This is a genomic window from Streptomyces sp. NPDC057963 (assembly GCF_042887155.1).
In the GTDB taxonomy this organism is placed as follows: domain Bacteria; phylum Actinomycetota; class Actinomycetes; order Streptomycetales; family Streptomycetaceae; genus Streptomyces.
This window is the reverse complement of record NZ_JBHVPX010000009.1, coordinates 60,545-83,775: the sequence shown is the minus strand read 5'-3', so window position 1 is coordinate 83,775 and position 23,231 is coordinate 60,545. Positions and strand designations below refer to the sequence as shown.

The window sequence follows — 23,231 nt, the reverse complement described above, 5'->3', positions numbered from 1 at the left end:
AACCCAGCAGCGCGAACCACAACCGGACGGGCCGGTACCGCTGCCGCGAGAAGATCGAACGGTGTCTCACCGCACTGCCGCCTTCCTGGCCAGGTCCTCGGCGGCCGGGGTCGGACCGCCGCCCTTGTACGTCACACGCCACAGCGCGGACTTGGAGTCGGAGGTGAAGAAGCCGCGCCCGTAGTCCAGGACGTACAGCGAGCCGTCCGGGGCGAACTTCCAGTCCATCAGGTTGCGGATGCCGTCCGCGCCGACCGGGACGATCTTCCTCAGGGACTCGGCGTGCGTGGGCAGACCGCCCTTGCCGACCGTCTTCGGGTCGGTGAGCACGGCGTGCCGCGGCTGGGTGTCGTCGTAGAAGTCACCGACGAACCACTTGCCGTCCCAGTAGGAGGGCCACTTGTCGGCACTGGTGCTCGCCGCATCGTACCGGTAGACCGGGCCGTTCATCGTGGCCTGACCGCCGCCCTTGAGCCACGGCAGCAGCTGCTTCTGCTCCTCCACCTTGTAGCTCGGGATGCCGTTGGCGTCGCGCGGGTAGTCCACGCCACCGCCCTGCGGGGAGTACCAGATGGTGTTGGAAGTGATGGGCGGCAGGTTCACCAGGCCGTCGTTGTTCGGCGACTCGTTCCTGGGGTGGTCGCAGTCGTACCAGCCGAGCGGCTTGCCCGGGTCGGGCAGATTGCGGTCCCGGTAGGGCTGCTTGTTGCCCATGCAGTACGGCCAGCCGTGGTTGCCCGCCTTGGTGATCGCGGCGAACGTGTCGTACTTGGCCGGGCCCCAGGTGGTGGAGGGCGAGCCCGCGTCGGGGCCGACCCAGCCCGCGTACAGGGTGTCGGTCGACTTGTCGATGGAGATGCGGGCCGGATTGCGGACCCCCATCACATAGATCTCGCCGCGGGTCCTGCCGCCGCCCTCGTCCGGCTCCTTGCCGGTGAAGAGGTTGCCCTCGGGCAGCGTGTAGGTGCCGTCGTCCTCGGGGTGGATCCGCAGGATCTTCCCGTTGAGGTTGTTCGTGTTGCCCGCGGTGCGCCGGGCATCGGCGAACGAGACGCCCTTGTAGTTCGGCTGCGGGTTGTTGCCGGAGTAACCGTCGCTGAAACCGGAGGAGTTGTTGTCACCGGTCGCGATGTACAGATTGCCCTTGGAGTCCCAGGCCATCCCGCCACCCGCGTGGCAGCAGCTGTGGATCTGCACCGGCCAGTGCAGCAGCACCTTCTCGGAGGACAGATCCAGCTTGTCGGTGGCCGGGTCCAGGGTGAAGCGGGAGACCTGACGTACCGCCATCTGCTTGTCGCGGTCGATCTTCGCGTGGGGTGTGTAGTGCAGATACACCCAGCCGTTCTTCTCGAAGTCCGGGTCCAGCTCGATCCCGAGCAGCCCCTCCTCGACCTTGACCAGCTCGTCGCCGCCGCCCTTGTTGCCGAAGACCGTCAGCTCGCCGGCGAGGGTGACCTTCTTGGTCTTCGGGTCGTAGACATGGATCTGTCCCAGCCCCTTGCCGATGTCCGGGTCGTTCCAGTCGGTGACGACCGGCTTGCTGCTGTCGGCGCCGCCGCGCCCGATGTACAGCACCCGTCCGTCCGGCGCGACGACCAGCCCGTGCGGCTCGCCGATCTGGTCGTTCTGCCCCGGCTGGTTGGGCCGGGTGACGCGTTCGGCCTGGTAGTCGGCGTCGATCGTGGCCTTGCAGTCGGCCTGTGAGATCCGCGTCGTCCAGTCCAGTGCGCCGCGCAGATGGTCGCGGAAGTCGGTCTCCGCGAAGCTGTCGACCGTACCGCCCATCGCCGTGTAGAAGGACCTGCCGCCGTCGTAGTCGCGGCACCAGGAGACCGGATGGTCCCAGCCGTTGGCACTCGCGCCGGGGTTGTACGTGGTCTCCCGGACGCGGGCCACGGTGTGCACGTCGCCGGACGGATTCTCCGTCCAGTTCAGCCAGGTGTCGGGACGCTTCCACTCCAGCGGGAGGTTCCTGGTCGCCGGATGCTGCCGGTCCCCGACCTCGACCGTCGCACGCTGTACGCCGGTCGGACTGCCGGCCGCCGGACGGGCCCCGACCAGACCGGTGAACCAGTCCGAGTACGGCTCGGTGCGCGCCGCGTCGTGGATGCCGAGGAAGCCGCCGCCCGCCTCCATGTACGCCTCCAGGCCGGCCTCCTGCTCGGGGTCGAGCACATCGCCGCCACCGGTCAGGAAGACGACGGCGTTGTACTTGCCGAGCTGTTTGCCGTTGGTGAAGACGGCCGGGTCGTCGGTGGCGACGGTCCTGAACCGACCGGCCTCCGGCCCGGTGAGCCCGATCTTCTCGATGGCCGCGATCCCGGCGTCGACGGTCGGGGACTCCTCGGTGGCGGAGGCGTGGAACACCAGCACCTTGACATCGGCGCCGCCGGGCGGCGACGGCAGGGACAACGTTGTCGCCACACTGCGCGGCCCGGGTTCCGGATAGGGTCTGGCGCTGGCGGCGTTGCCGCCGAGCAGGGAAGCGGTCAGTGCGCCGGCCGCCAGGGCCGCCGCGAGTCCGCGTCGCGATCTGGACCTGTGATGTGGTGTGCGCTGCATGTGGTCACCCACCCCTCTTTGGTCACTGCAACAGCGGATGAAGCTAGACCTCTTTTCGCGGCTCGCCAATAGCTATGGCAGCAATGGCACGAACTTTGTCCTGGGTGTGGATAAACGAAGATCCCCCGGCTACGGTGTGGGCCGTCCGGGGGGCACCCGCGCCTCGCCAACCCCGGCAGCCTCCGAAGCCGCCGCGATCGCCGTAACCTCCGTATCTCCGCAGTCCCGCAGTCTCCGCGACCTGGCAGTCCCCGCGATCCGGGCAGTCCCCGCGTTCCGGGCATGTTCGCAAAACTCCGTAAATTCCTTAGTGCAGTGGGGAGTTCATCATGGACAGAAGGAGCTTCAACCGGCGGTTCCTGGTGGGTGGCGGGGTGGCGGCCGTGACCGGCGTGACATCGTTGTCTCTCGGGACGATCGAGGCCAGCTCGGCGGAACCCCCACCCAGGACCGCCCCGGCAGGCGGCATCGTCCGCCATCTCAAGCTGTACGCGGAGAAGCTGGCCGACGGTCAGATGGGATACGGCCTGGAGAAGGGCAAGGCAACGATCCCCGGTCCCCTCATCGAGATCAATGAGGGCGACACCCTGCACATCGAGTTCGAGAACACGATGGATGTGCCGGTCAGCCTGCACCCCCACGGCGTCGACTACGACATCGCGAGCGACGGCACCCGGCTGAACAAGAGCATCGTCGAGCCGGGCGGCACCCGCACCTACACCTGGCGCACCCACCCGGCGGGCCGTCGCAAGGACGGCACCTGGCAGCAGGGCAGTGCGGGCTACTGGCACTACCACGACCACGTCGTCGGTACGGACCACGGCACCGGCGGAATCCGGAAGGGCCTCTACGGCCCGTTGATCGTCCGTCGCAAGGGCGACATCCTGCCGGACAAGACGATCACGATCGTCTTCAACGACATGACGATCAACAACAAGGCGGCCCACCAGGCCCCCGACCTCCAGGCCACGGTGGGGGACCGGCTCGAAGTGGTCATGATCACGCACGGCGACTACTTCCACACGTTCCACCTCCACGGTCATCGCTGGGCGGACAACCGGACCGGCCTGCTGACCGGCCCGGACGATCCGAGCCGCGTCGTCGACACGAAGACCGTCGGACCTGCGGACTCCTTCGGCTTCCAGGTCATCGCGGGCGAACACGTGGGGGCGGGCGCCTGGATGTACCACTGCCATGTGCAGAGCCATTCCGACATGGGCATGGCCGGGCTGCTGCTGGTCGCCAAGGCCGACGGCACCGTGCCGGGCTACGACCCGAACGCCAAGACGACGCACGACAAGACCGCGCCGGACAAGACCGCACCCGGCAAGACGGCTCCGGACAAGGCCGCGCCCGGCAAGACGGCTCCAGGGGAGACGCCCTCGGGTGGGACGGCTCCGGGCGGGACGGCTCCCGACAGGACGCCGTCGGGGAACAGCGCTTCCGGCGGTACGGCGAAGGACCCGGCGGCCCACGACCCGGCGGCGCACAAGTCCTGACCCGTCAGGTCTCCGACGCCGCTCCGACCGCCCCGGCGGCTCCGGCCGCCCCGGTCGCGAGGCGCAGCTGTTCCTCCTCGACGATGCGCCGGGCGAGAGCCCCGTCCGACACGTCCACCGCGTCGGGCGTCGTCTCGGCGACGTCGCTGCGCCGTGCGTACAGGTCGAAGAGCCGCTCCTTGCGGGCGAGGATGTTCAGCATCCGCTCGTCGACGCTGTCGGCCGCGAGGAGCCGGTGCACCCGGACCGTCCGTATCTGCCCCATCCGATGGGCGCGGGCCACCGCCTGATGCTCCATCGTCGGCTTGATCTGCGGCTCGCAGAGGATGACCACCGAAGCGGCCTGCATGTTCAGCCCGATACCGCCCGCCTGGATCTGGCTCAGGAGGACGGCATGGCCGTCGACGGCACCGAACCCGTCGATCATCTCCTGGCGGCGGGCGGCCGGGAGGCTTCCGGAGAGCGGGCCGAACACGCCCGCCCCCAGAGCCTGTTCGACCGTGCGGAGCACCTCGCGGAAGTACGAGAACACGACGACCTTGAGACCAGTGTCCGCGGCCTCGGCGACCAGCTCGCGCAGCCGGTTGAGCTTCGCGGACGTCGCGGGCCGGTCGTACGCGGCCCGGCGCATCCGCATGAACTGCCCGGCGCCCACCGCCTCGCGGTAGGCGTCGAGATCGTCCGCGCTGAACGCCTCCCACTCGTCGACCTGCACCAGCGCCGGGAGTTCGGTCAGCACATCCGCCTGGTTGCGTCGAAGGTAGGCCGGGGCGACGGCCCTGCGGAACGCGTGCGATCCGGCCGCCCCGTGGGTGGTGTGGATCGATGGGGCCAATTCGGGCTGGAGATGGCGGACCAGGCTGCGGAACTCCTCGACCCGGTTCTCCATCGGCGTACCGGTCAGGAACAGCACGCGCTCGGTGCGTTGCGTCCAGCCGGACACCGCCCGGGAGCGGCGGGTCTCGGGGTTCTTGACGTAGTGGGCCTCGTCGACCACCAGCATGCCGGGCCTCATGCCGCAGTCCCGGGGGGCCGGCAGGGTGTGCAGGGCGTCGAACGTGGTGAGCGCGACCCCGCCGCTCTCGCGCCACTCGGCGAAGGCGCCCTGCCGCTCCGGCCCGTGCACCGGCAGCGCGCGCAGGGTCGAACGGGCCCGGACCTCGCGTGCCCAGTTGATCAGCACGCTCGCCGGGCAGACCACCAGGAAGTGCGTCTCGCCCCGCGCCGAGAGGTGCGCGAGCGCGGCGATGGCCTGGACGGTCTTGCCGAGACCCATCTCGTCGCCGAGGATCACCCGCTTCTGCGCGAGCGCGAACCGTGCGCCGAACGACTGGTAGCCGCGCAGGGAGACCCGCAGATGGGCGTCGTCCAGCCGCAGACCGCGCACCCGGTCCGCGATCCCGGAGGGCAGGAACCCCTCCGCCGCGTCCCGGTCGGGGCCGGTGCCCGACATCTCGGCCAGCAGGCTGTAGTACTCGGCGGACCGCACCTCGAAGTCGACCCACGCCGCGAGGTCCGACTCCGGGGCCCGTAGCAGATCGACCGACACCTGCCCGAACAGCAGGGGAAGCTCGCGTGCGGCCGCCTCGGCGACGGCGGCCTGAACCGAGGCGACGGCCTCCAGCGCCTGGGTGCGGCTCCGGTGCCGGGCGAACACCATGCGCAGCCGTCCCCGCGCGGGTCCCGCGGCGGCCACGAGGGGATCGAGGCGACCGACGAGCCGGCCCGCCGCGTCCACGGCCCGGCGGACGTCGGGGCCGGCCCCGACCAGCCGGTGCAAGGCGGTGACCAGCGCGGTCATGGATTCGTCCGGGGTGTCCACGTCTATCCGGACCGCGACCGTGTCCCGTACCGCGTGGGCGATCTGCCCGGCCGCGGCCAGTGCCTGGTCGGCTGTCTGCGCGCCGACGCCGGGGATCTGGCGGAGCTCGTAGCGGTTCGCCTCGTGGACCTGGCCCACGGTCGTGAAGCCGGCCTGCTCGACCGCGCCCAGCCGCAGTCTGCCCTCGGTGACGTCCTTGAGCCGGGAGACCGGGATGGCCGACAACTCGCGACGGATGAGGGAGTCGAGCAGCGGCGACAGCGCGGCGTGCACCGCGTCGACGGCGCGGGCGTGATCGGTCAGCACCGTGCGCGCCGTCTCCAGCAGCCGCTCGGCCTGCGCCAGCAGTTCCCGGGCCGCCCTCCCCGTGGGCGCCCGGACCTCCGTCGGTCCGGCCTCTGTCATGTACGTCCCTCTGTCCGCGCAGCCGGGCTGCCCTCCCGCCCGGCGCCTGCCCCGGGCGATTCATATCGTGCCACGGGGCGCGGACAGCGCCTCCGGCTCAGCCCGCGGTGGGTCGGCGTTCCGCCGGGGAGAGCAGCAGGACCTCCAGGGCCCGCGCGCAGGAGCGGGCCTGCGAGAGGAACCACTCGGTGCGCGCGTCCGTGATCACGGACGGCGTGGCCCGGACCGCCAGAGCGAAGCGCGCGTACCCGCCGCCGTCCAGCACCGGGACCGCCAGGGTGCGCACCCCGTGCGCCGACTCGCCGTCGTTGAGCGCGTACGCGTCGGACCGCACCTTCGCCAATTCGGCCTCCAGCGCGGCCGGTTCGACGATCGTGCGGTCGGTGAACGCGGGGAGCGGAGGGAGCGAGGAGGGCCCGCCCTCGCCGGGCCGGGCCCAGGCCAGCAGCACCTTGCCGAGCGCGGTGGAGTGCAGCGGCCTGCGCAGCCCCACCTTCGGAGTGACCGAACCACCGGCGACGATCACCGCGTGGGGGCCGCTGCGCAGCGCCAGATCGGCGGTGGCGCCCGTGCGCTCGGCCAGGTCGGTCAGCTCCGGGGCGGCCAGATGCAGACCGCGCTGGTGGTACGAGAGCCGGCCCAGTTCGGTCACGGCGAGGCCGAGCCGGTAGCGGGACGTACGGGCATCCTGCTCCAGGAAGCCCGCGCCGAGCAGGGTGCGGGCCAGCCGGTGTGCCGTGGAGACCGACAGTCCGAGGCGGCGGGCGAGGTCGGAGGCGCTGAGATCGGGGCCGTTGTCATGGAAGCAGTGCAGGACGTCCAGGGCGCGCCGTACCGCCTGCGCTCCGCCGGGAGCACGCACCGTCGCGGCCTCGGTCATATCGGGTCACTCTCCGCTCGTGAGGGGGATGGCGGTCCAGGTGATTGCCACATTACGGGAGTCGAGAAGCAGGGAAACAGGGCCCTGAAACACTCCGTTCATACTCAATCCCACATCATGGGAAGCGAGTTGTGAGTCGCTGTAAGTCCGTGGCAGGCTCTGCACGTCAGCACCGACGAGCAGAAGGGAGCAGTGCCGTGGCCGGCTGCCGAACCGCGACCCCCGCCCGCACCGCTCCGGTCCTGCTCGCCCTGACGCTGCGCCGTCACATCGACCTGGCGCGGGTCTCCAGCGCCGCCTGTAGCTGACCCCCTTCCCCTCCCGGCTCCCTCCTCCTGCCCGCCGCCGCGTTTCCGCCGCGGCCCGGGCAGCTCTCAGCCGTACACGGTGCGCCCACCTCTGACATACGTGTCACGGGCCACCGCTCCACCTGCTTCGCCGACCCCTCGGGAAGACTCCATGACGCCTGCCGTCCTGCCCCGGACCCTCTGGTTCACCCGCTGTCCCGTACCCACCGCGACCGGCATCGCCGCCGACCGGCAGTGGCTCACCGAAGAGTTCGCCCCCGACGGCATCACGGTGCGTTCCCTCCAGGACGCCGCGCCCGACGCGGACCGTGCCGCCCACTTCACCCACGCCCTGCCGGGACTCTTCCGCGAAGGGGGCAACGTCCCCGCCCTGTGGGCCCGTTCGCGCGGCGAGCGGACCCGGCTGATCGGTCTCACCTGGATCGAGGAACGGCAGACCGTGCTGGTCCGGCCCGGCTCCGGCATCCGGGGCGCCCACGCCCTGCGCGGGCTGCGGCTCGCCGTTCCCGCACACGACATCGCCATCGACTTCTGGCGGGCCATGGCACTGCGCGGCTTCGAGGGCGTCCTCGCCAGTGCCGGACTCGCACGGGACGACGCCACGCTCGTCGACGTACCCGCCACGGAACACCGGGGCCAGTGGGCCGCCGAACTGGCAGCGCTGCGGCGCGGTGACGTCGACGCCGTGTACGTGAAGGGCGCACTCGCCGTCGAGGCCGCACGGCGGGCGGGCGCCGAGGTCGCCGTGGAACTCGACGACCTGCCCGGCCGCCGGTTCCGCGTCAACAACGGCACCCCGCGCCCCATCACCGTCCACCAGCACCTCCTCGACGACCACCCCGGCCTCGTCGACCGCTTCCTCGCCGTCCTGCTCAGGGCCGCCGACTGGGCCGCCGGACAGCCCGGCGAGGTCGCCCGCATCCTCGGCGCCGAGACCGGCGCGGGAGCCGAAGGGGTCGCCGGGGCCTACCGGCCGGGCACCCACCTCACCCTCCACCCCGACCTCTCCGCGGAACGCCTCGCCCTCCTCGCCGAGCAGGAGGCCGGGCTGCGCGCCCACGGCTTCCTGCCCGACCCTGTCGACGTCACGGCCTGGGCCGACCCCGAGCCGCTGCGCCGCGCCGCCGCACTCGCCGGCGCCCGCCCCGCCGTCTCCCCGCTTCCCGCCTCCCGAGCCACGAGGACCCCGACACCATGACCCTTCCCCGACCCCCGCGCACGGGCCTCGCCCCCGCGCTCCTCACGGCCACCGCACTCCTCGCCCTGACCGCCTGCGGCACCTCCGGGGCCGACGGCGCCGGAGGCGGTTCCGGTGCCGCGGTGGTCATCCGCATCCCCGACCCCGGCAACTCCGGTGTGCTCGCCGTCGGTAAGAAGGACGGAAGCCTCGACAAGGCGCTCGCGAAGGCCGGCGCCAAGGTGCGGTGGACCGGCAGCGCCGGACCGTTCGCCCCGGCCGCCCAGGCGATGAACGCCGACCAGCTCGACATCGCCACCGGCTCCCTCACCTCCGGCATCACCTCGCTCGCGCGGCGCCCCGGCTTCAAGTTCTTCACTGCGGTCGACCCCGACGCGGCGGGCGAGGGCATCCTCGTCAAGAACGGCTCCGGTATCGCGTCGGTCGCCGATCTGGTCGGCAGGAAGGTCGCCGTCAACCAGGGCGGCACCGGCGAGTACCTGCTGCTCAAGGCTCTCGCCAAGGCGAACATCCCCGCCGACGAGGTCGAGCGGGTGTATCTGCGGCCCGACCAGACGGCCGCCGTCCTCAACGCGGGCAAGGTCGACGCCTGGGCCGTCTGGGCCACCTACGCCGTCGCCGAAATCGGCACGGGGACAGCGCACTTCGTCGCCGACGGCGCCGCGATCGGCTCCGAGAACTACAGCCTCAACGCCGTACGCACCGGCTTCGCCGAGCAGCACCCGAAGGTGGTGAAGGCGCTGTACCAGTACCTCCGCGACGCCAGCGCCAAGGAGAAGCAGAACCCGGCCGCCTACCTGAACGTCTTCACGGACGCCGGGCCGACCGCCGTCACCGGGAAAGCCGAGCAGGTCCAGATCGACTTCACCCGCAAGGGCGGCACGGTCGGCCCCATCGGGCCCGAGGACATCAAGCGTTTCAAGGCCGTCGCCGCCTTCTACGCCGAGCAGCGGGTCACCACGGGCGAGGTCGACGTCGCCGCCCATCTCCTCGACATCGAGAAGCTGAAATGAGCGACGCCACCCTCCGTCCGGGCCTCGTCCGGCCACGCCCCCCGCGGCGCAGGGCACGCAGCCGAGCCTACTCCCTCACCGTCCGGGCGCTCGGCCCCGTCGCCCTCCTCGTCCTGTGGTGGGCGGCATCCGCCACCGGACTCCTCACCCCCGACGTACTGGCCTCGCCCACCGAAGTGCTCCGCGCGGTCGGGGAGTTGTGGGGCAACGGGCAACTGCCCGACGCGCTCACCACCTCCCTCACCCGCTCCGGACTCGGCCTCCTCATCGGGCTCGCCGCCGGGCTGACCCTCGGCATCACCACCGGATTCACCCGCCTCGGCGACGAACTCCTCGACTCCTCCCTCCAGACCCTGCGCACCATCCCGTTCCTCTCCCTCGTGCCCCTGTTCATGGTCTGGTTCGGGATCAACGAGACCGCGAAGATCCTGCTCATCGCCGTCGCCACCACCTTCCCGATGTACGTCTCGACGTCGAGCGGGGTGCGCAACACCGACCCCGGACTCATCGAAGCCATGCGCAGCTTCGGCATGGGCCGGCTCGCCCTCGTGCGCGAAGTCGTCCTGCCCGGAGCCCTGCCGTCGCTGCTCGCCGGGCTGCGGCTCTCCATGACACTCAGCGTGATCGCCCTGATCGCCGCCGAGGAGATCAACGCCACGGCAGGGATCGGCTATCTGATGTCCCAGGCGCAGAGCTACGCCCGCACCGACGTCCTCGCCGTCTGCATCCTCGTCTACGGACTGCTCGGACTCACCGCCGACATCGTCGTACGGCTGCTGGAACGCGTGCTGATGCCCTGGCGCACCCCGCAGGGAGCCGCCCGATGACCCAGGAGACGAAACAGACCGCCGTTCGGGTACGGGGACTGCGCCGCGTCTTCGGCGACCGTGCCGTGCTCGACGGGCTCCGACTCGACATCGCACAAGGCGAGTTCGTCGCCCTGCTCGGCGCCAGCGGAAGCGGCAAGACGACCCTGCTGCGCATCCTGGGCGCGCTCGACGGCGCCGACGAGGGCGAGGTCCTCGTCCCCCGCGCCCGCACCGTCGTCTTCCAGGAGCCCCGACTCGTACCGTCGAAGAAGGTGCTCGCCAACGTGACGGTGGCCCTGCCCCGCAGCCGCTCCGAGCACGGGCTGCGGGCCCTGGCCGAAGTCGGTCTGGAGCGGCACGCCGACGCCTGGCCCACCACCCTCTCCGGTGGCGAGGCCCAACGGGTCGCGCTCGCCCGCGCCCTGGTCCGGGAGCCCGAACTGCTGCTGCTGGACGAGCCGTTCGCCGCACTCGACGCCCTGACCCGACTGAAGATGCAGGACCTGGTGGAGGAGCTGTGCCGCAACCACCGGCCCGCCGTCCTCCTCGTCACCCATGACGTGGACGAGGCGATACGCCTCGCCGACCGGGTCGCAGTCCTGCGCAGCGGCCGGCTCATCACGGACCAGCCCGTCACCGTCGGCCGCCCGCGCGATCCGGGCGACCCCGCGTTCGCGGCCCTGCGCCGACGCCTCCTCGACGACCTCGGGGTCGAGACGGCCCCGCACCCCTCGCATCCCCCAACAGCCCCCGAACGTACCGAAGTCGGAGTGATCTGAATGACCCTCACCATCGGTGTGCACAGCAGCAACCCGTCCCTCTACCACCTGTACCATCTCTCCCGGCTCGGCCTCGCTCAGGAGGAGCTGGCCCCGCTCGGCGAGAGCGTCGTCTTCCACCCGTACACCAACGGCGTCCGCACCGGCGAACTCCTCAGCCGGGGCGTGATCGACTTCGGCGGCACCGGCTCCACCCCGCCGGTCACCGCCCAGGCGGCCGGCCACGACATCGTGTACACCGCGGTCTCCGCCCCGCGCCCCGAACACGGCGCGCTCCTCGTCCCGGAGGACAGCCCCGTGCGTACCGTCGCCGGCCTCAAGGGCACCACTGTCCACCTCGCGATCGGCTCCTGGCAGACCCATCTGGTCGCCAAGGCGCTCGACGACGCCGGGCTCTCCTACGCCGACGACATCACCGCCGTCCGCAGCGGCGACGACAGCGAGGAACTGCTCCGCACCGGCGCCATCGCCGCCTGGGTCGCCCAGGGCGCCCAGCTGGCCGCGGCCCGCCGCACCGGAGGGCTGCGCACCCTGGTCCGTACCGGCGACGTCATCACCGACCGATCCGTCTTCTTCGCCCGCCGCGACCTGGCCGAGAGCCGCCCCGAGATCATCGAGGCGCTCACCCGCGCTCTGCGGCGCGCCGACGACTGGGCGGCCGCCCACCCCCGCCAGGCCGCCGAGATCGCCGCCGCCGACCTCGGCGGGTCCGCCGACGACTGGGAGACCGCGCTGCGCGCCCTGCCCTGGAAGATCGAACCCGTCACCGACGCCTTCGTCGCCGAGCAGCAGGAAGCGGCCGACATCTTCCACCGCACCGGCTTCATCGACCGGCCGGTCACCGTCGCCCACGCCCTGGCCGGCGCCGCCGCGGACAAGGCGGCGTGACGACATGGCGACCGAAGTCCTCTGGTACATCATCCCGCGTGAGGGCGCCTACCCCTGGGAGCCCGAAGGGCGGCGCCCGGTGGATCTCGGCTACCTCGCCCAGCTCGCCGGTGCGGTCGAACGCCTCGGCTACAGCGGTGCGCTGCTGGCCACCGACCTGTACGACGTCTGGCCGCTCGGCAGCGCACTGGCCGCCTCCACCAGCACCGCGTTCAAGCCCCTGCTGGCCGTCCACCCCGGTCTGATCCCGCCCACCCTGCTCGCCAAGATGGCCCTCAGCTTCGACACCCTCTTCGGCGGCCGGCTCCGCTTCAACGTCGTCAACGGCTCCACCAAGTCCCTTCAGGAGTACGGACTCCACGTGGAGCACGACGAACGGTACGAGCTGAGTGCCGAGTACTGGTCGATCGTCAAGCGGCTGACCGCGGGCGAAGTCTTCGACCACAAGGGCCGCTTCTACGACCTGAAGAACGCGGGCGCGTCCTTCGGGGAGCTGAAACCGGTCCAGGAACCGCACATCCCGCTCTGGTTCGGCGGCTCCTCCGACCCCGGTATCGAGATGGCGGCCGAGCACGTCGACGTCTTCCTGACCTGGGGCGAGCCCCCGCACCTGCTCAAGGAGAAGCTGGAGAGGGTCAGGGTGCGAGCCGCCGCGTACGGCCGCACACTCAGGATCGGACTGCGCCTCCACCTCATCGTCCGCGACACGGCGGAGGCGGCCTGGGCGGCGGCCGACCGGCTCCTCGACGTCACGAGCGACGCGACGTACGCCCGACAGCTCGGCGACCGCGCGGGAGAGGACGGCGTGGGCTGGCAGCGCCAGTTCCGCCAGCACGGCGGCAAGGTCCCCGCCCGCGCACGGGAACTGGAGGTGTACCCCAACATGTGGCCGGGCATGAGCCTCTTCCGCCCCGGCCCCGGCACCGCGGTCGTCGGCTCGACAGCCCAGGTCGTCGAGCGCCTCAAGGAGTTCGAGGACCTGGGCGTCGATACCTTCATCCTCTCCGGGAATCCGCTGCTGGAAGAGGCCTACCGGGTGGCGGAGACGGTGCTCCCGGCGCTGGGGGTGAAGGGCTGAGACGCGGCGGACGGCTTCCCCGTACGGCGTACAGCGGCGCCACCCGCCCGCCGGGCGCGGGCTGCGGTCGCCGGTGCCCGCTGCGAGACTCGGAGCGTCAGGAATGACACGCCTGCACCGGGAGAACGGGCCTCGCCGAAGGAGCACGCCCTGCTCACCACCCGTGCTGTCACCGGAGCGCCCGACCGGATCGGTCTGGGCACGCCCGACCTCGACGGGGCCGTCGCGGGCGTGGAGCGGCTGGGGGGCCGGCTGGCACGGCGGCCGGTGGAGAGGCAGGGCGTCGGCGGGTTCGCCGGTGTCACCGATCCGGACGGCGCGGAATTCGGCCTGATCAAGAGTGCGCGGTTGTTGGAGGCGCGGCCGTCAGAGAAGCGGCCGACAGGGACGCAGCCGCCGCAGAGCTGACCGGAAGTCATCGGCGCGCCGTATTGATGGAGCGTTGATCAGTCGTTTATCGCCACCGGGCACTGTGGGTGCCATGCTGATCAACACCGCGGCCGACCCCGCGCTCGCCTGGCAGGAGACGGCGCTGTGCGCACAGGCGGGGCCCGAGTTCTTCTTTCCCGCCCCCGGCAGCTCCACCCGTGAGGCGAAACAGCTCTGCAACGCCTGCGAGGGGCGCGAAGCCTGCCTGGAGTACGCCCTCGCCAACGACGAGCGGTTCGGCGTGTGGGGCGGACTCTCGGAGAAGGAGCGGGAGCGGCTGCGCAGAACCGGTCGCGCGCGGGCCTGAACACATCCTGCCCGTGCGACGGGCTTCGGCCCGTCCGGTGGGGGGCGCACGCAGAGGTGGCGGGCGGCGCCCCCGCAGCCGGACGGGCCTGCGCCGACCTGGGACAATGCCCGCATGAACGATCACGACAGAGACACCCTGCTCGCGACAGCCGTGCGGCTGCGCACCGATGGCCGCCCGGAGGAGGCCCGGCAGCAACTGCTCGCCCTCTCCGCCGCCTTCCCCGCGGACGCGGAAGTGGCCTACCAGACCGCCTGGGCCCATGATGTGCTCGGTCTGGAGGCCGAGGCCGTGCCGTTCTACGAACGCTGCCTCGGCGGGACCGGGCTGTCCCAGGAGGACCGCCGGGGTGCCCTGCTCGGTCTCGGGAGCACCCATCGGGTGCTCGGGCAGTACGAGAAGGCCGTCGAGGTCCTGCGCGAGGGCGTCGAGCGGTTTCCCGACGACGGCGCGCTGCGGGCGTTTCTCGCCATGGCCCTCTTCAACACCGGCGAGCACCACGAGTCCACGCAGCTGTTGCTGAGACTGCTCGCCGCCACCAGCGAGGACCCCCATGTGCGGCAGTACCGAAAGGCGATCGAGCACTACGCGCAGGACCTGCACGCGACGATGTGACCCGGCGCGGGGCGCCCGGCCCCCGGCGGCGGGCCGGGGGACGGGCCCCGGGGCGCCGTCGTCCCGTGGCGGCCGGACGGACTCCCGGCCGCCGGGCAGGTCTGCGGAGCAGTGTCCCGTCCGGCGGCCGGCGACGGCCTGGCGTCAGGCGCGGGCGCGCGCCGCCATCCGCGCCTTGCGGGCAGCGAGCTTCTCGTCGAACTTCGACGCCTCGCTGTCCAGACCGCCCATGTACAGGCCCAGTTCGTCCTGGGCCTTCAGCCCGTCGGGGCCCAGGCCGTCGATGTCGAGGACCTTCAGGTAGCGCAGCACGGGCTGGATCACGTCGTCGTGGTGGATGCGCATGTTGTAGATCTCGCCGATCGCCATCTGCGCGGCGGCCCGCTCGAAGCCCGGCATGCCGTGACCGGGCATCCGGAAGTTGACGACGACATCGCGCACGGCCTGCATCGTCAGGTCGGGGGCCAGCTCGAAGGCCGCGCCGAGGAGATTGCGGTAGAAGACCATGTGCAGGTTCTCGTCGGTCGCGATGCGCGCCAGCATGCGGTCGCAGACCGGGTCGCCCGACTGGTGGCCGGTGTTGCGGTGCGAGACACGGGTGGCCAGCTCCTGGAAGGCGACGTACGCCACGGAGTGCAGCATCGAGTGACGGTTGTCGGACTCGAAGCCCTCCGCCATGTGCGCCATCCGGAACTGCTCCAGCTTGTCCGGGTCGACGGCGCGCGAGGTGAGCAGGTAGTCGCGCATCACGATGCCGTGCCGGCCCTCCTCGGCGGTCCAGCGGTGCACCCAGGTGCCCCAGGCGCCGTCCCGGCCGAAGAGGGAGGCGATCTCGTGGTGGTAGCTGGGGAGGTTGTCCTCCGTCAGCAGATTCACGACCAGCGCGACCTTGCCGATGTCGGTGACCTTGGACTGGTCGGCCTGCCAGGCCTCACCGTCCTCGAAGACGCCCGGGAAGTTCCGCCCGTCGGAGAACGGCACGTACTCGTGGGGCATCCAGTCCTTCGCGACCTTGAGATGGCGGTTGAGCTCCTTCTCCACCACCTCTTCCAGGGCGTACAGCAGCTGGGCGTCGGTCCACGCCTTCGGACTGCCGAGGTGGGGAGCGGTGATCGTCACGGGGGACTCCTGGGGACGGGAGAATTACCTACGGATACGTAGGTTACGAGACCGTAGGTTAAAGCGGCGGTAAGCCCATCGCCAATCCAGCCTCCGGAATGCCCGATTACGTAACGTTATGTGCGCAGGTGAAGGAGGTACGGTGGCGGGTGTTCGTCACTCTCCGGATCCACCGGTACGGAGCCGAGTGCGCTGTCATGACCCGTCGTCCGGGCGGCTCCCCGGACCCAGATCGCGGCGCAGGTATTCGGCCGTGAACGAGGTGCGATGACCGAGCAGTGCCGCCGGTGTCCCCTCGAAGACCAGTGCGCCGCCGTTTCTGCCGCCCTCGGGGCCCAGGTCGATCACCCAGTCGGCGCGCTTGAGCACATCGAGGTTGTGCTCCACGCAGATCACGCTGTTGCCCGCGTCGACCAGCCGGTCCAGCAGATCGACGAGCGTGCCGGTGTCCGCCATGTGCAGACCGGTCGTCGGCTCGTCCAGCACGTACACACTCCCCGTCCGGTGCAGTTGTGTGGCGAGCTTGATGCGCTGGCGCTCACCGCCGGAGAGCGTGCTGAGCGGTTGCCCGAGCGTCAGATACGTCAGACCGACCTCGTCGAGCGTGTGCAGCTTCCGCAGCAGTGCCCGGTCGTGGAAGAGCCCGGCCGCCCGGGAGGCCGTCATCTCCAGGACGTCGACGATGGACGCACCGCCGACCCGGTGCTTCAGCACGTCGTCGTGGAAGCGCCGCCCCTCGCACTCCTGGCAGGTGGTGGTCACCGGGTCCATGAACGCGAGATCCGTGTGGATGACCCCACGCCCCTGGCAATGCCCGCACGCCCCCGACGAGTTGAAGCTGAACAGGCCCGGCTCGACGTTGTTCTCCCGGGCGAAGGTCTTGCGGATGGAGTCCAGCGCGCCGATGTACGAGGCGGGGGTGGAGCGGGACGACGCGGTGATCGCCCCCTGGTCGACGACCACCGCCTCCGGGTACGCCGCGGTGAACACCCGGGAGACGAGTGTGGACTTGCCGGATCCGGCCACGCCGGTCACCACCGTCAGCACACCCTCGGGAAACGCCACGTCCACGTCCTTGAGGTTGTGCAGTGCGGCGCCGGTCACCGGCATGTGCCCGGTGGGGGAGCGGACGGCCTCCTTGAGCGGTGTCCGGCGGCGCAGGCACCGGCCGGTGAGGGTGTCCGCCTGGCGCAACCGGTCCACCGGGCCCTCGAACACGACGTGTCCGCCGTTCGCGCCCGCCCTCGGACCCATGTCGACGACGTGGTCCGCGACGGCGATCACGTCCGGGTCGTGCTCGACGACGATGACGGTGTTGCCCCGGTCGCGCAGCCGTACCAGGAGATCGTTCAGCCTGCTGACGTCGCGCGGATGCAGCCCCACGCTCGGCTCGTCGAAGACGAATGTCAGGCCGGTCAGTGAACTGCCCAGGTGCCGGACCATCTTCAGCCGCTGCCCCTCGCCGCCCGACAGCGTGGTGGTCTCCCGGTCCAGGCTGAGATAGCCGAGGCCGATGCCCACCAGCCGCTCCAGTCGCTCGCGGGCGGCCGAGGCGATCGGACCGGCCACCGGGTCGTCGATCCCGGCCAGGACGTCCACCAGGTCAGTGGCCTCCATCCGCCCGTAGTCGGCCACGGAGAGGCCGTCGATCCGGGTGGCGAGCGCGGCCGCGTTCAGCCGGGCGCCGTCGCAGGACGAGCACACCGACTCGGTCGTGAACCGCCGGGCCGCCTCGCGCCGCCGCTCGGAGAGCGCCTCGGTGTCCCGTTTCAGGTAGAGCCGGGTGAACCGTTCGGCGATCCCCTCGAACCGCATGTCGGCCGAGGCCGACTTCAGCTGCAGCCGTACCGTGAAGCCCCCTCCGTACAAGAGGAGGTGGAGCTCCTCCTCGGTGAACTCCGCGAGCGGCCTGTCGTTGTCGAACCGGCCCGATCCTGCGTACAGCTGCCACTCCCAGCTGCCCACCGACAGGCCCGGCAGCAGCAGCGCGCCCTCGTTGAGCGACTTCGTGACGTCGATCGCCCGGTCGATGTCGAGGCGGACCGTGCGCCCCACGCCGTCGCACTCCGGGCACATCCCGCCGGGGTCGTTGAAGGAGTACGCCGTCGCCGGGCCCGCGCTCGGCGTCCCGTACCGCGAGAACAGCACCCGGATCACCGACCAGATGTCGGTCATCGTGCCGACGGTGGAACGGACGTTGCCGCCGAGCGGCTTCTGATCCACGACGATCGCCACCGAGAGGTCGTCGATGGAGTCGACGGGGGGCCGTTCGTACTTCGGCAGCCGGTTCCGGAGGAACCAGGTGAAGGTCTCGTTCAGCTGCCGCTGCGATTCCACGGCGATGGTGTCGAAGACGACCGACGACTTGCCCGACCCGGAGACTCCGGTGAAGACGGTGATCCGCCCCTTGGGGACGCTGAGGGAGACCTCGCGCAGATTGTTCGCGCGTGCCCCGGTGATGACGATGCTCCGGTTCGCTTTCCGATCCATGCGCCCGAAGCTAATCGCGATACCGGACAGCCTCTGTCTGGATTTTCCGGGAGACCGGGATCCTCTGCGGGCGGAGGAACGGGGGCCGGTCCCGAGCCGGCCCCCGTCGGCGGAGCGCTCAGAGCTGTCGGCGTACTCGGAGCGGACGCGTACGGGGGCGCGGTGCACGGCCGCGCCGGACGGTCAGAGCAGATGGTCCGCCGCGCCCGCTTTCACGGCGGAGATCAGTGCCCGCAGCGCCTCCATGGAGTCACTGACGTAGGCGCCGGTGTCCGTGGTGGAGCCGATGTACGCCCTGCCCTGGTCGTCGAGTCCGAAGCGGAAGCAGTTGGCGCCCTCGCTGCAGAAGGCCTCGTCCCAGCAGATGTCGGTCATGGTCTCTCTCCTCAGAGGTCCTGGGCTATGGATCGGATGAGGTCGCGCGATTCCTCGACCGGCAGTGCGAGCGTGCGCAGCCGATCCAACAGGCCCCGGTACCGGCGCAGTTGCATATCGGAGTCCAGCAGCATCGAACCGTGCGAGGAATCGAGCTGTACAGTGTCGAGCTGCGGCACCGCGGCGCCCACATAGGTGAACGACTGCCCGGCGCCCGGGAAGCCGCCGGCGGTGAACGGGATCACCCGGACCGTGATCCGGTCCCGCTCGGACTGGTCGACGATGTGGTCCAGTTGGGCCCTGGCCACCTTGGGGCCGCCGAACTGCATGCGCAGGGCCGCCTCGTGGATCAACGACTCGTACAGCGGTGGCCGGTCCCGCTTCAGCACCTCCCGGCGGCGCAGCCGCAGGGAGAGCCGGGCCAGCAGATCGGGCCCGGGCAGCTGCGGATCGGCCGTGTCGAAAACCGCGCGTGCATGTTCTTCGGTCTGTAGCAGACCGGGGATGTGCGTGGTGGTCGAGGTTATCAACTGCACTGCGTGGTACTCCAGTTCGGCGATGTCGAGGAGTCCGGGAAGCAGTAGTCCGCGATGCTCCTCCCACCATCCCCTGGCCCGCTCCTGAGCCATCTCGGCGAGCAGATCGACCAGACCGGTGTCCGGGCAGCCGTAGTTGAAGGCGAGGGTGCGGACCCGCTCGGCGCTGATGCCGAACCGGCCCGACTCGATGTTCGGGATGCGGGTGCGGTCGACGCCCAGCAGTGCGGCGGCCTGCTGTGCCGACATTCCCGACTGCTCGCGCAGCTTGCGCAGTTCGTACCCGAGACGCTGCTGACGGGCGGTCGGGGTGCTTCTGGGCGGCACGGCAAATGTCCTTCCGAGGGTGGAGGTTGAGCGAAATGACCGGAACCACACAAGTAGTAGCACTGTGCTCCAGTGTGCGCTACGGTCGGTAGCGCACGTCTCACGCGGGGCGACCATGCCTATGTGTGATCGTTAATACAAATACCGGAAATGTGGGCATCTTGATGAAGGGCGCACTGCGTTGTCTCCCGGCTCTCGCACCAGCCGGACCCCACCCGCCGGTGGCGGACAACCTCAGTTACTCGTTCGCGCTGCCGGGCGGCGCCTTCTGCGCCGGCCTCGCACGCAGCGCCGTGGCGGAACTCCTCACCCGGCACGGTCTCGCGGAACTCCGTGAACCGGCCGTCCTCGCCGCCTCCGAACTCGTCGCGTCCGCCTACCGGTTCACCCCGGACCGGGAAATGCTGCTGCGGGTCCACTGGCAGTTCGACGCGCTGCGCATCATCCTCTACGACCAGCACCCGTCGCACGGTTCGGCCGCGAAGTCCGAGGAATGCCGTGAGCGCCGCAGCGAGAGCATGTGGCTGCTGGCGGCCACGGTCGATTCGTACGGCGGGGACTGGGGGCTGACCCCCGCGCTCACCCCGTCCGGCGGCTGCAAGGCCTGGGCCTTACTCCACCGGTGACCCGCCACGGACCGTCCCGCGGCGCTCGCACCCCCGCGCGTCTCTCCGCGGCCGTGGTGCGACCACGAACATACGCCTCCGCCTGACGCCCGGTCAGCAGGCCCCGCCGAGCAGATCGGTCAGGCTCCGGTCGAGATCCAGGAACCGGTGCTCGTCGCCGGCCGGCACCAGTTCCTGCGCCCGCTCCAGGAAGCGGCGCAACTCCGCGGTGCGGACATGCACCATCGCGATTCCCTCGGTGGCATGGAACTCCAGGACCGTACGGTTGTAGCCGAACGGCCTGATGCGCACGTCGCCGACACCGGCGGCTCCCTCCACTCCCGCCGCGAGCAGTTCGCGGGAGAACTCCCAGGACACATCGGTGCCTTCCAGGGTCGCCGTCGCGGGGAACGCCATGCGCACGGCGAACGGATCCCTCCGGTCGTACTGCAGGGTGGCAGGAAGGGTTTCCATCCGCGGCGCGGAGGCGACCATGCGGGCCTGCACGGACTGCTCGATATCGGTGGACAAGACCTGCTCCCTTTCTCGGCCAGACGAACGGTTCCCGGCACTGAGGAAGACGACGGAACTCCCTCATCCGTGCACCGGGGAGGGGCGTGAGGTGCATCACCGCACGCCGCCGCACCGATCGTGTGCCCGCTGCAAGATCAGTACACCCTGGACGGAGCGCGGCGGGTGGGCTAGCTTCCAGCGCCATGAGAGCCATGGGAAAGATGAGACGATTGATGTCATGGGGGCTCTGTGTGGCGGCGCTGACCGCGACACTGGCCACACCGGCAGCCGCGGCGGCACCGGGGGAGCGGCACCGGCCCGGCGAACGGCCGGTCTGGACGCTCACCGGGACAGGAACCGACGCCCGTTTTCGCGGCCTTGCCGCCGTCAGCCGTCGCACCGCCTGGGTCGCGGGCTCCGGGGGGACCGTGCTGCGCACCTCTGACGGCGGCCGCCACTGGCGCGATGTGTCGCCTCCCGGCGCGGCTCAGGAGGGGCTGGAGTTCCGCGACATCGAGGCATTCGACGGCCGGCGCGCGGTGGCCCTGGCCGTTGGGGAGGGCGAGGCGTCCAGAGTCTTCCGCACGGCCGACGGGGGCGGGACCTGGACGGAGTCGTTCCGCAACACCGACGCCCGCGCCTTCTACGACTGCCTCACCTTCTTCGACAGCCGGCACGGGCTCGCGATGAGCGATCCCGTCGACGGGAAGTACCGCATTCTGTCGACCGCGGACGGTGGCCGCAGCTGGCGGGTGCTGCCCGCCGCGGGCATGCCGGATGCCCAGGCCGGTGACGGGGGATTCGCCGCCAGCGGCCAGTGCCTGGTCGCATCGGGTTCCAAGGACGTCTGGCTGGCGACCGGAGGCGCTGCCACCGCACGGGTGCTGCACTCCGCCGACCGCGGGCTGACCTGGACCGCGACCGCTATGACGATCCCGGCCGGCGACCCGGCGCGCGGCGTCTTCGGTCTGGCCTTCCGCGACCGTCGCCACGGCATCGCCGTCGGCGGCGACTACCGGGCCGGCCTGCCGTCGCCGAACGCCGCAGCGGTGACGGACGACGCGGGCCGCAGCTGGCAGCGGTCCGCCAACCCGCCGACCGCCTATCGCTCGGGCGTCGCCTGGCTGCCGCACAGCAGGTCGGGCGCGCTCGCTGTCGGCCCGACCGGCACGGACCTCACCACCGACGGCGGCCGCACCTGGCGCACGGTGGACACGGGGTCGTACGACACCGTCGACTGCACACCGGACGGCGGCTGCTGGGCGGCGGGCGAGAGCGGACGCGTGGCGCGCGCGGGCTTCTGAGCGGGCCGGGCGGTCGATCGAGGCGCAGGGCCCGGGTACGCGTGACCGCTACCCGGGCAACTGCTCGCGGTACGGGGCGAGTTCGTCCGAGGTCTTCGTCGCGATGAACTCCGTGATCCGGTACGCGCACACGCCGTGTTCCGTGAACGGATCCTCCGCCACGATCCGCTCGATCTGCGCGCGGTCGCCCCCGACGGCGAGGACCACCCCGCCGTCGCGCGGATTCTTGCGGCCCGAGGCGATGAACACCCCGGCCGCGTACTGCCTGTCCAGCCAGGCGACATGGTCCCGCATCAGCGCGTCGACGCGCTCGACGGGTGCGGTGTAGGTCAACTCGAGTACGAACATGATCGCCAGGCTACGGGACGGGGCCGAGCCGGCCCGGGCCGTATCCGCACGTCCCGCGGCCGTCCCCGCTGCCGGGCCGGCCGTCGTACCCGCTTCCTGCGGGATTAGGCTTGACGGCACTATGACAACGCTCCCGATGCCCGCCGACGAGGCCGAAGCCCGAGCCGTTCAGGACACCTTGCGCTCCCGGGTGGTGCTCGACGAACCCGGGCCGCCGCCGGGCACCGGCCGGGTCACGGGGGTCGACGTGGCCTACGACGACGAGCGCGACGTCGTCGTGGCGGCAGCGGTCGTGCTGGACGGGACGACGCTCGACGTGGTCGCCGAGGCCACCGCCGTCGGCCGGATCACCTTCCCGTACGTCCCCGGTCTCCTCGCCTTCCGGGAGATTCCGACGGTGCTGTCCGCGTTGGAGGCCCTGCCGGTCGATCCCGGACTGGTGATCTGCGACGGATACGGCCTGGCCCACCCACGTCGTTTCGGCCTCGCCAGCCACCTCGGGGTGCTCACCGGGCTCCCGGTGATCGGTGTCGCCAAGAACCCGTTCACCTTCTCCTACGAGCAGCCGGGCCCCCGCCGGGGCGACTGGTCTCCGCTGCTCGACGGCGAGGAGGAGGTGGGCCGGGCGCTGCGTACCCAGGACGGCGTCAAGCCGGTCTTCGTCTCCGTCGGACATCGGACCGGCCTGGACAACGCCTGCGCCCACACCCTGCTGCTGGCCCGCGATTTCCGCCAGCCGGAAACCACGCGCAGGGCCGACGCGCTCTGCCGCCGAGCCCTGCGGGAAGCGACCGTCTGAGTACCTGTACGGATGACGCCCGCCGATCATGACGGGCAGACTGGTACACATGACCAAACATCGAACGTCCACGCGACCAGGAACCGTCTATCTCGCCCAGCGCCGGGTCGCGGTGGGGATGACGCTCGGCATTCTGGCGGGAGCGGCCTGGGTGGTCTCGATGATCTGCACGCTGGTGGCCTGGGCACTCTGACCCCCTGGGCGCTCCGGCCCGGCAGAGCGC

The 23,231-nt window shown here is 70.9% G+C and carries 23 protein-coding genes; 14 read left to right on the top strand and 9 right to left on the bottom strand.

What is annotated here, in order from left to right:
* Positions 1-66 precede the first annotated feature (66 nt).
* The gene (locus tag ACFVT1_RS21950; protein ID WP_389797942.1) at positions 67-2,562 is read right to left on the bottom strand and encodes a ThuA domain-containing protein; all 2,496 of its coding nucleotides are present in this window, start codon (positions 2,560-2,562) and stop codon (positions 67-69) included.
* A 329-nt stretch (positions 2,563-2,891) separates the two neighbouring features.
* Between ACFVT1_RS21950 and ACFVT1_RS21945 the strand changes: the two genes are divergently transcribed.
* Positions 2,892-4,061, top strand: coding sequence for a multicopper oxidase domain-containing protein (locus ACFVT1_RS21945; protein ID WP_389797939.1), 1,170 nt, complete (start codon positions 2,892-2,894; stop codon positions 4,059-4,061).
* Between the two features lie 4 nt (positions 4,062-4,065).
* Here the strand turns inward: ACFVT1_RS21945 and ACFVT1_RS21940 are convergent, their stop codons facing one another.
* Positions 4,066-6,288 (bottom strand): DEAD/DEAH box helicase, encoded by a 2,223-nt coding sequence (locus ACFVT1_RS21940; protein ID WP_389797937.1) that lies wholly within the window; start codon positions 6,286-6,288, stop codon positions 4,066-4,068.
* 97 nt (positions 6,289-6,385) lie between these two features.
* Entirely contained in the window at positions 6,386-7,168 is a 783-nt protein-coding gene (locus tag ACFVT1_RS21935) for an IclR family transcriptional regulator (RefSeq protein ID WP_389797935.1), read from the bottom strand.
* 197 nt (positions 7,169-7,365) lie between these two features.
* On the opposite strand from ACFVT1_RS21935, the gene ACFVT1_RS21930 reads away from it, so the two are divergent.
* From ACFVT1_RS21930 to ACFVT1_RS21890, 9 genes are all read left to right on the top strand, one after another.
* Complete coding sequence (locus ACFVT1_RS21930) at positions 7,366-7,476, top strand: putative leader peptide (protein WP_389797933.1); 111 nt, start codon at positions 7,366-7,368, stop codon at positions 7,474-7,476.
* Between the two features lie 151 nt (positions 7,477-7,627).
* Positions 7,628-8,674 (top strand): ABC transporter substrate-binding protein, encoded by a 1,047-nt coding sequence (locus ACFVT1_RS21925; protein WP_389797931.1) that lies wholly within the window; start codon positions 7,628-7,630, stop codon positions 8,672-8,674.
* Positions 8,671-9,687: an NrtA/SsuA/CpmA family ABC transporter substrate-binding protein gene (locus ACFVT1_RS21920; protein ID WP_389797928.1), complete on the top strand. Its 1,017-nt coding sequence runs from the start codon at positions 8,671-8,673 to the stop codon at positions 9,685-9,687. The genes ACFVT1_RS21925 and ACFVT1_RS21920 overlap by 4 nt, the downstream gene beginning before the upstream one ends.
* A complete protein-coding gene (locus ACFVT1_RS21915) occupies positions 9,684-10,514 on the top strand; it encodes an ABC transporter permease (RefSeq protein ID WP_389797926.1) in 831 nt (276 codons plus the stop codon). The genes ACFVT1_RS21920 and ACFVT1_RS21915 overlap by 4 nt, the downstream gene beginning before the upstream one ends.
* Positions 10,511-11,275, top strand: a complete 765-nt coding sequence (locus tag ACFVT1_RS21910; protein WP_389797924.1) for an ABC transporter ATP-binding protein — start codon at positions 10,511-10,513, stop codon at positions 11,273-11,275. The genes ACFVT1_RS21915 and ACFVT1_RS21910 overlap by 4 nt, the downstream gene beginning before the upstream one ends.
* On the top strand, positions 11,276-12,163 hold the full coding sequence (locus ACFVT1_RS21905; protein WP_389797922.1) for an ABC transporter substrate-binding protein: 888 nt from the start codon (positions 11,276-11,278) through the stop codon (positions 12,161-12,163).
* A 4-nt stretch (positions 12,164-12,167) separates the two neighbouring features.
* A complete protein-coding gene (locus tag ACFVT1_RS21900; protein ID WP_389797920.1) occupies positions 12,168-13,241 on the top strand; it encodes an LLM class flavin-dependent oxidoreductase in 1,074 nt (357 codons plus the stop codon).
* A 481-nt stretch (positions 13,242-13,722) separates the two neighbouring features.
* Positions 13,723-13,977, top strand: a complete 255-nt coding sequence (locus ACFVT1_RS21895; protein ID WP_362196252.1) for a WhiB family transcriptional regulator — start codon at positions 13,723-13,725, stop codon at positions 13,975-13,977.
* A gap of 114 nt (positions 13,978-14,091) precedes the next feature.
* Positions 14,092-14,592 (top strand): tetratricopeptide repeat protein, encoded by a 501-nt coding sequence (locus ACFVT1_RS21890; RefSeq protein WP_389797918.1) that lies wholly within the window; start codon positions 14,092-14,094, stop codon positions 14,590-14,592.
* Positions 14,593-14,736: 144 nt separating this feature from the next.
* Here the strand turns inward: ACFVT1_RS21890 and ACFVT1_RS21885 are convergent, their stop codons facing one another.
* From ACFVT1_RS21885 to ACFVT1_RS21870, 4 genes are all read right to left on the bottom strand, one after another.
* Entirely contained in the window at positions 14,737-15,711 is a 975-nt protein-coding gene (locus ACFVT1_RS21885) for an acyl-ACP desaturase (RefSeq protein ID WP_389797915.1), read from the bottom strand.
* Positions 15,712-15,906: 195 nt separating this feature from the next.
* Positions 15,907-18,201, bottom strand: coding sequence for an ATP-binding cassette domain-containing protein (locus tag ACFVT1_RS21880; protein WP_389797914.1), 2,295 nt, complete (start codon positions 18,199-18,201; stop codon positions 15,907-15,909).
* A 183-nt stretch (positions 18,202-18,384) separates the two neighbouring features.
* Entirely contained in the window at positions 18,385-18,576 is a 192-nt protein-coding gene (locus ACFVT1_RS21875; RefSeq protein ID WP_389797911.1) for a hypothetical protein, read from the bottom strand.
* An 11-nt stretch (positions 18,577-18,587) separates the two neighbouring features.
* Positions 18,588-19,439 carry a Scr1 family TA system antitoxin-like transcriptional regulator gene (locus ACFVT1_RS21870; RefSeq protein WP_389797909.1) on the bottom strand — a complete coding sequence of 284 codons (852 nt, stop codon included), beginning with the start codon at positions 19,437-19,439 and terminating at the stop codon, positions 18,588-18,590.
* A 221-nt stretch (positions 19,440-19,660) separates the two neighbouring features.
* Here ACFVT1_RS21870 and ACFVT1_RS21865 point away from each other — a divergent pair, with 221 nt between their 5' ends.
* Positions 19,661-20,065: an ATP-binding protein gene (locus tag ACFVT1_RS21865; protein WP_389797908.1), complete on the top strand. Its 405-nt coding sequence runs from the start codon at positions 19,661-19,663 to the stop codon at positions 20,063-20,065.
* Between the two features lie 93 nt (positions 20,066-20,158).
* Here the strand turns inward: ACFVT1_RS21865 and ACFVT1_RS21860 are convergent, their stop codons facing one another.
* Entirely contained in the window at positions 20,159-20,575 is a 417-nt protein-coding gene (locus ACFVT1_RS21860; protein ID WP_362196231.1) for an SsgA family sporulation/cell division regulator, read from the bottom strand.
* 185 nt (positions 20,576-20,760) lie between these two features.
* On the opposite strand from ACFVT1_RS21860, the gene ACFVT1_RS21855 reads away from it, so the two are divergent.
* Complete coding sequence (locus ACFVT1_RS21855) at positions 20,761-21,861, top strand: WD40/YVTN/BNR-like repeat-containing protein (RefSeq protein ID WP_389797906.1); 1,101 nt, start codon at positions 20,761-20,763, stop codon at positions 21,859-21,861.
* 48 nt (positions 21,862-21,909) lie between these two features.
* Here ACFVT1_RS21855 and ACFVT1_RS21850 read toward each other — a convergent pair whose 3' ends face one another.
* On the bottom strand, positions 21,910-22,209 hold the full coding sequence (locus tag ACFVT1_RS21850) for a YciI family protein (protein WP_389797903.1): 300 nt from the start codon (positions 22,207-22,209) through the stop codon (positions 21,910-21,912).
* Positions 22,210-22,330: 121 nt separating this feature from the next.
* On the opposite strand from ACFVT1_RS21850, the gene ACFVT1_RS21845 reads away from it, so the two are divergent.
* Positions 22,331-23,008, top strand: coding sequence for an endonuclease V (locus ACFVT1_RS21845; protein ID WP_389797901.1), 678 nt, complete (start codon positions 22,331-22,333; stop codon positions 23,006-23,008).
* A gap of 49 nt (positions 23,009-23,057) precedes the next feature.
* The gene (gene mmpA / locus ACFVT1_RS21840) at positions 23,058-23,201 is read left to right on the top strand and encodes a morphogenic membrane protein MmpA (protein ID WP_389797898.1); all 144 of its coding nucleotides are present in this window, start codon (positions 23,058-23,060) and stop codon (positions 23,199-23,201) included.
* Positions 23,202-23,231 lie beyond the last annotated feature (30 nt).

Excerpts from the sequence above, each read along its gene's own strand:
- ACFVT1_RS21950 (WP_389797942.1), bottom strand. The coding sequence starts at position 2,562 with ATGCAGCGCACACCACATCACAGGTCCAGATCGCGACGCGGACTCGCG.
- ACFVT1_RS21945 (WP_389797939.1), top strand. The coding sequence starts at position 2,892 with ATGGACAGAAGGAGCTTCAACCGGCGGTTCCTGGTGGGTGGCGGGGTG.
- ACFVT1_RS21940 (WP_389797937.1), bottom strand. The coding sequence starts at position 6,288 with ATGACAGAGGCCGGACCGACGGAGGTCCGGGCGCCCACGGGGAGGGCG.
- ACFVT1_RS21935 (WP_389797935.1), bottom strand. The coding sequence starts at position 7,168 with ATGACCGAGGCCGCGACGGTGCGTGCTCCCGGCGGAGCGCAGGCGGTA.
- ACFVT1_RS21925 (WP_389797931.1), top strand. The coding sequence starts at position 7,628 with ATGACGCCTGCCGTCCTGCCCCGGACCCTCTGGTTCACCCGCTGTCCC.
- ACFVT1_RS21920 (WP_389797928.1), top strand. The coding sequence starts at position 8,671 with ATGACCCTTCCCCGACCCCCGCGCACGGGCCTCGCCCCCGCGCTCCTC.
- ACFVT1_RS21915 (WP_389797926.1), top strand. The coding sequence starts at position 9,684 with ATGAGCGACGCCACCCTCCGTCCGGGCCTCGTCCGGCCACGCCCCCCG.
- ACFVT1_RS21910 (WP_389797924.1), top strand. The coding sequence starts at position 10,511 with ATGACCCAGGAGACGAAACAGACCGCCGTTCGGGTACGGGGACTGCGC.
- ACFVT1_RS21905 (WP_389797922.1), top strand. The coding sequence starts at position 11,276 with ATGACCCTCACCATCGGTGTGCACAGCAGCAACCCGTCCCTCTACCAC.
- ACFVT1_RS21900 (WP_389797920.1), top strand. The coding sequence starts at position 12,168 with ATGGCGACCGAAGTCCTCTGGTACATCATCCCGCGTGAGGGCGCCTAC.
- ACFVT1_RS21895 (WP_362196252.1), top strand. The coding sequence starts at position 13,723 with ATGCTGATCAACACCGCGGCCGACCCCGCGCTCGCCTGGCAGGAGACG.
- ACFVT1_RS21890 (WP_389797918.1), top strand. The coding sequence starts at position 14,092 with ATGAACGATCACGACAGAGACACCCTGCTCGCGACAGCCGTGCGGCTG.
- ACFVT1_RS21880 (WP_389797914.1), bottom strand. The coding sequence starts at position 18,201 with ATGGATCGGAAAGCGAACCGGAGCATCGTCATCACCGGGGCACGCGCG.
- ACFVT1_RS21875 (WP_389797911.1), bottom strand. The coding sequence starts at position 18,576 with ATGACCGACATCTGCTGGGACGAGGCCTTCTGCAGCGAGGGCGCCAAC.
- ACFVT1_RS21855 (WP_389797906.1), top strand. The coding sequence starts at position 20,761 with ATGAGAGCCATGGGAAAGATGAGACGATTGATGTCATGGGGGCTCTGT.
- ACFVT1_RS21850 (WP_389797903.1), bottom strand. The coding sequence starts at position 22,209 with ATGTTCGTACTCGAGTTGACCTACACCGCACCCGTCGAGCGCGTCGAC.
- ACFVT1_RS21845 (WP_389797901.1), top strand. The coding sequence starts at position 22,331 with ATGACAACGCTCCCGATGCCCGCCGACGAGGCCGAAGCCCGAGCCGTT.
- mmpA (WP_389797898.1), top strand. The coding sequence starts at position 23,058 with ATGACCAAACATCGAACGTCCACGCGACCAGGAACCGTCTATCTCGCC.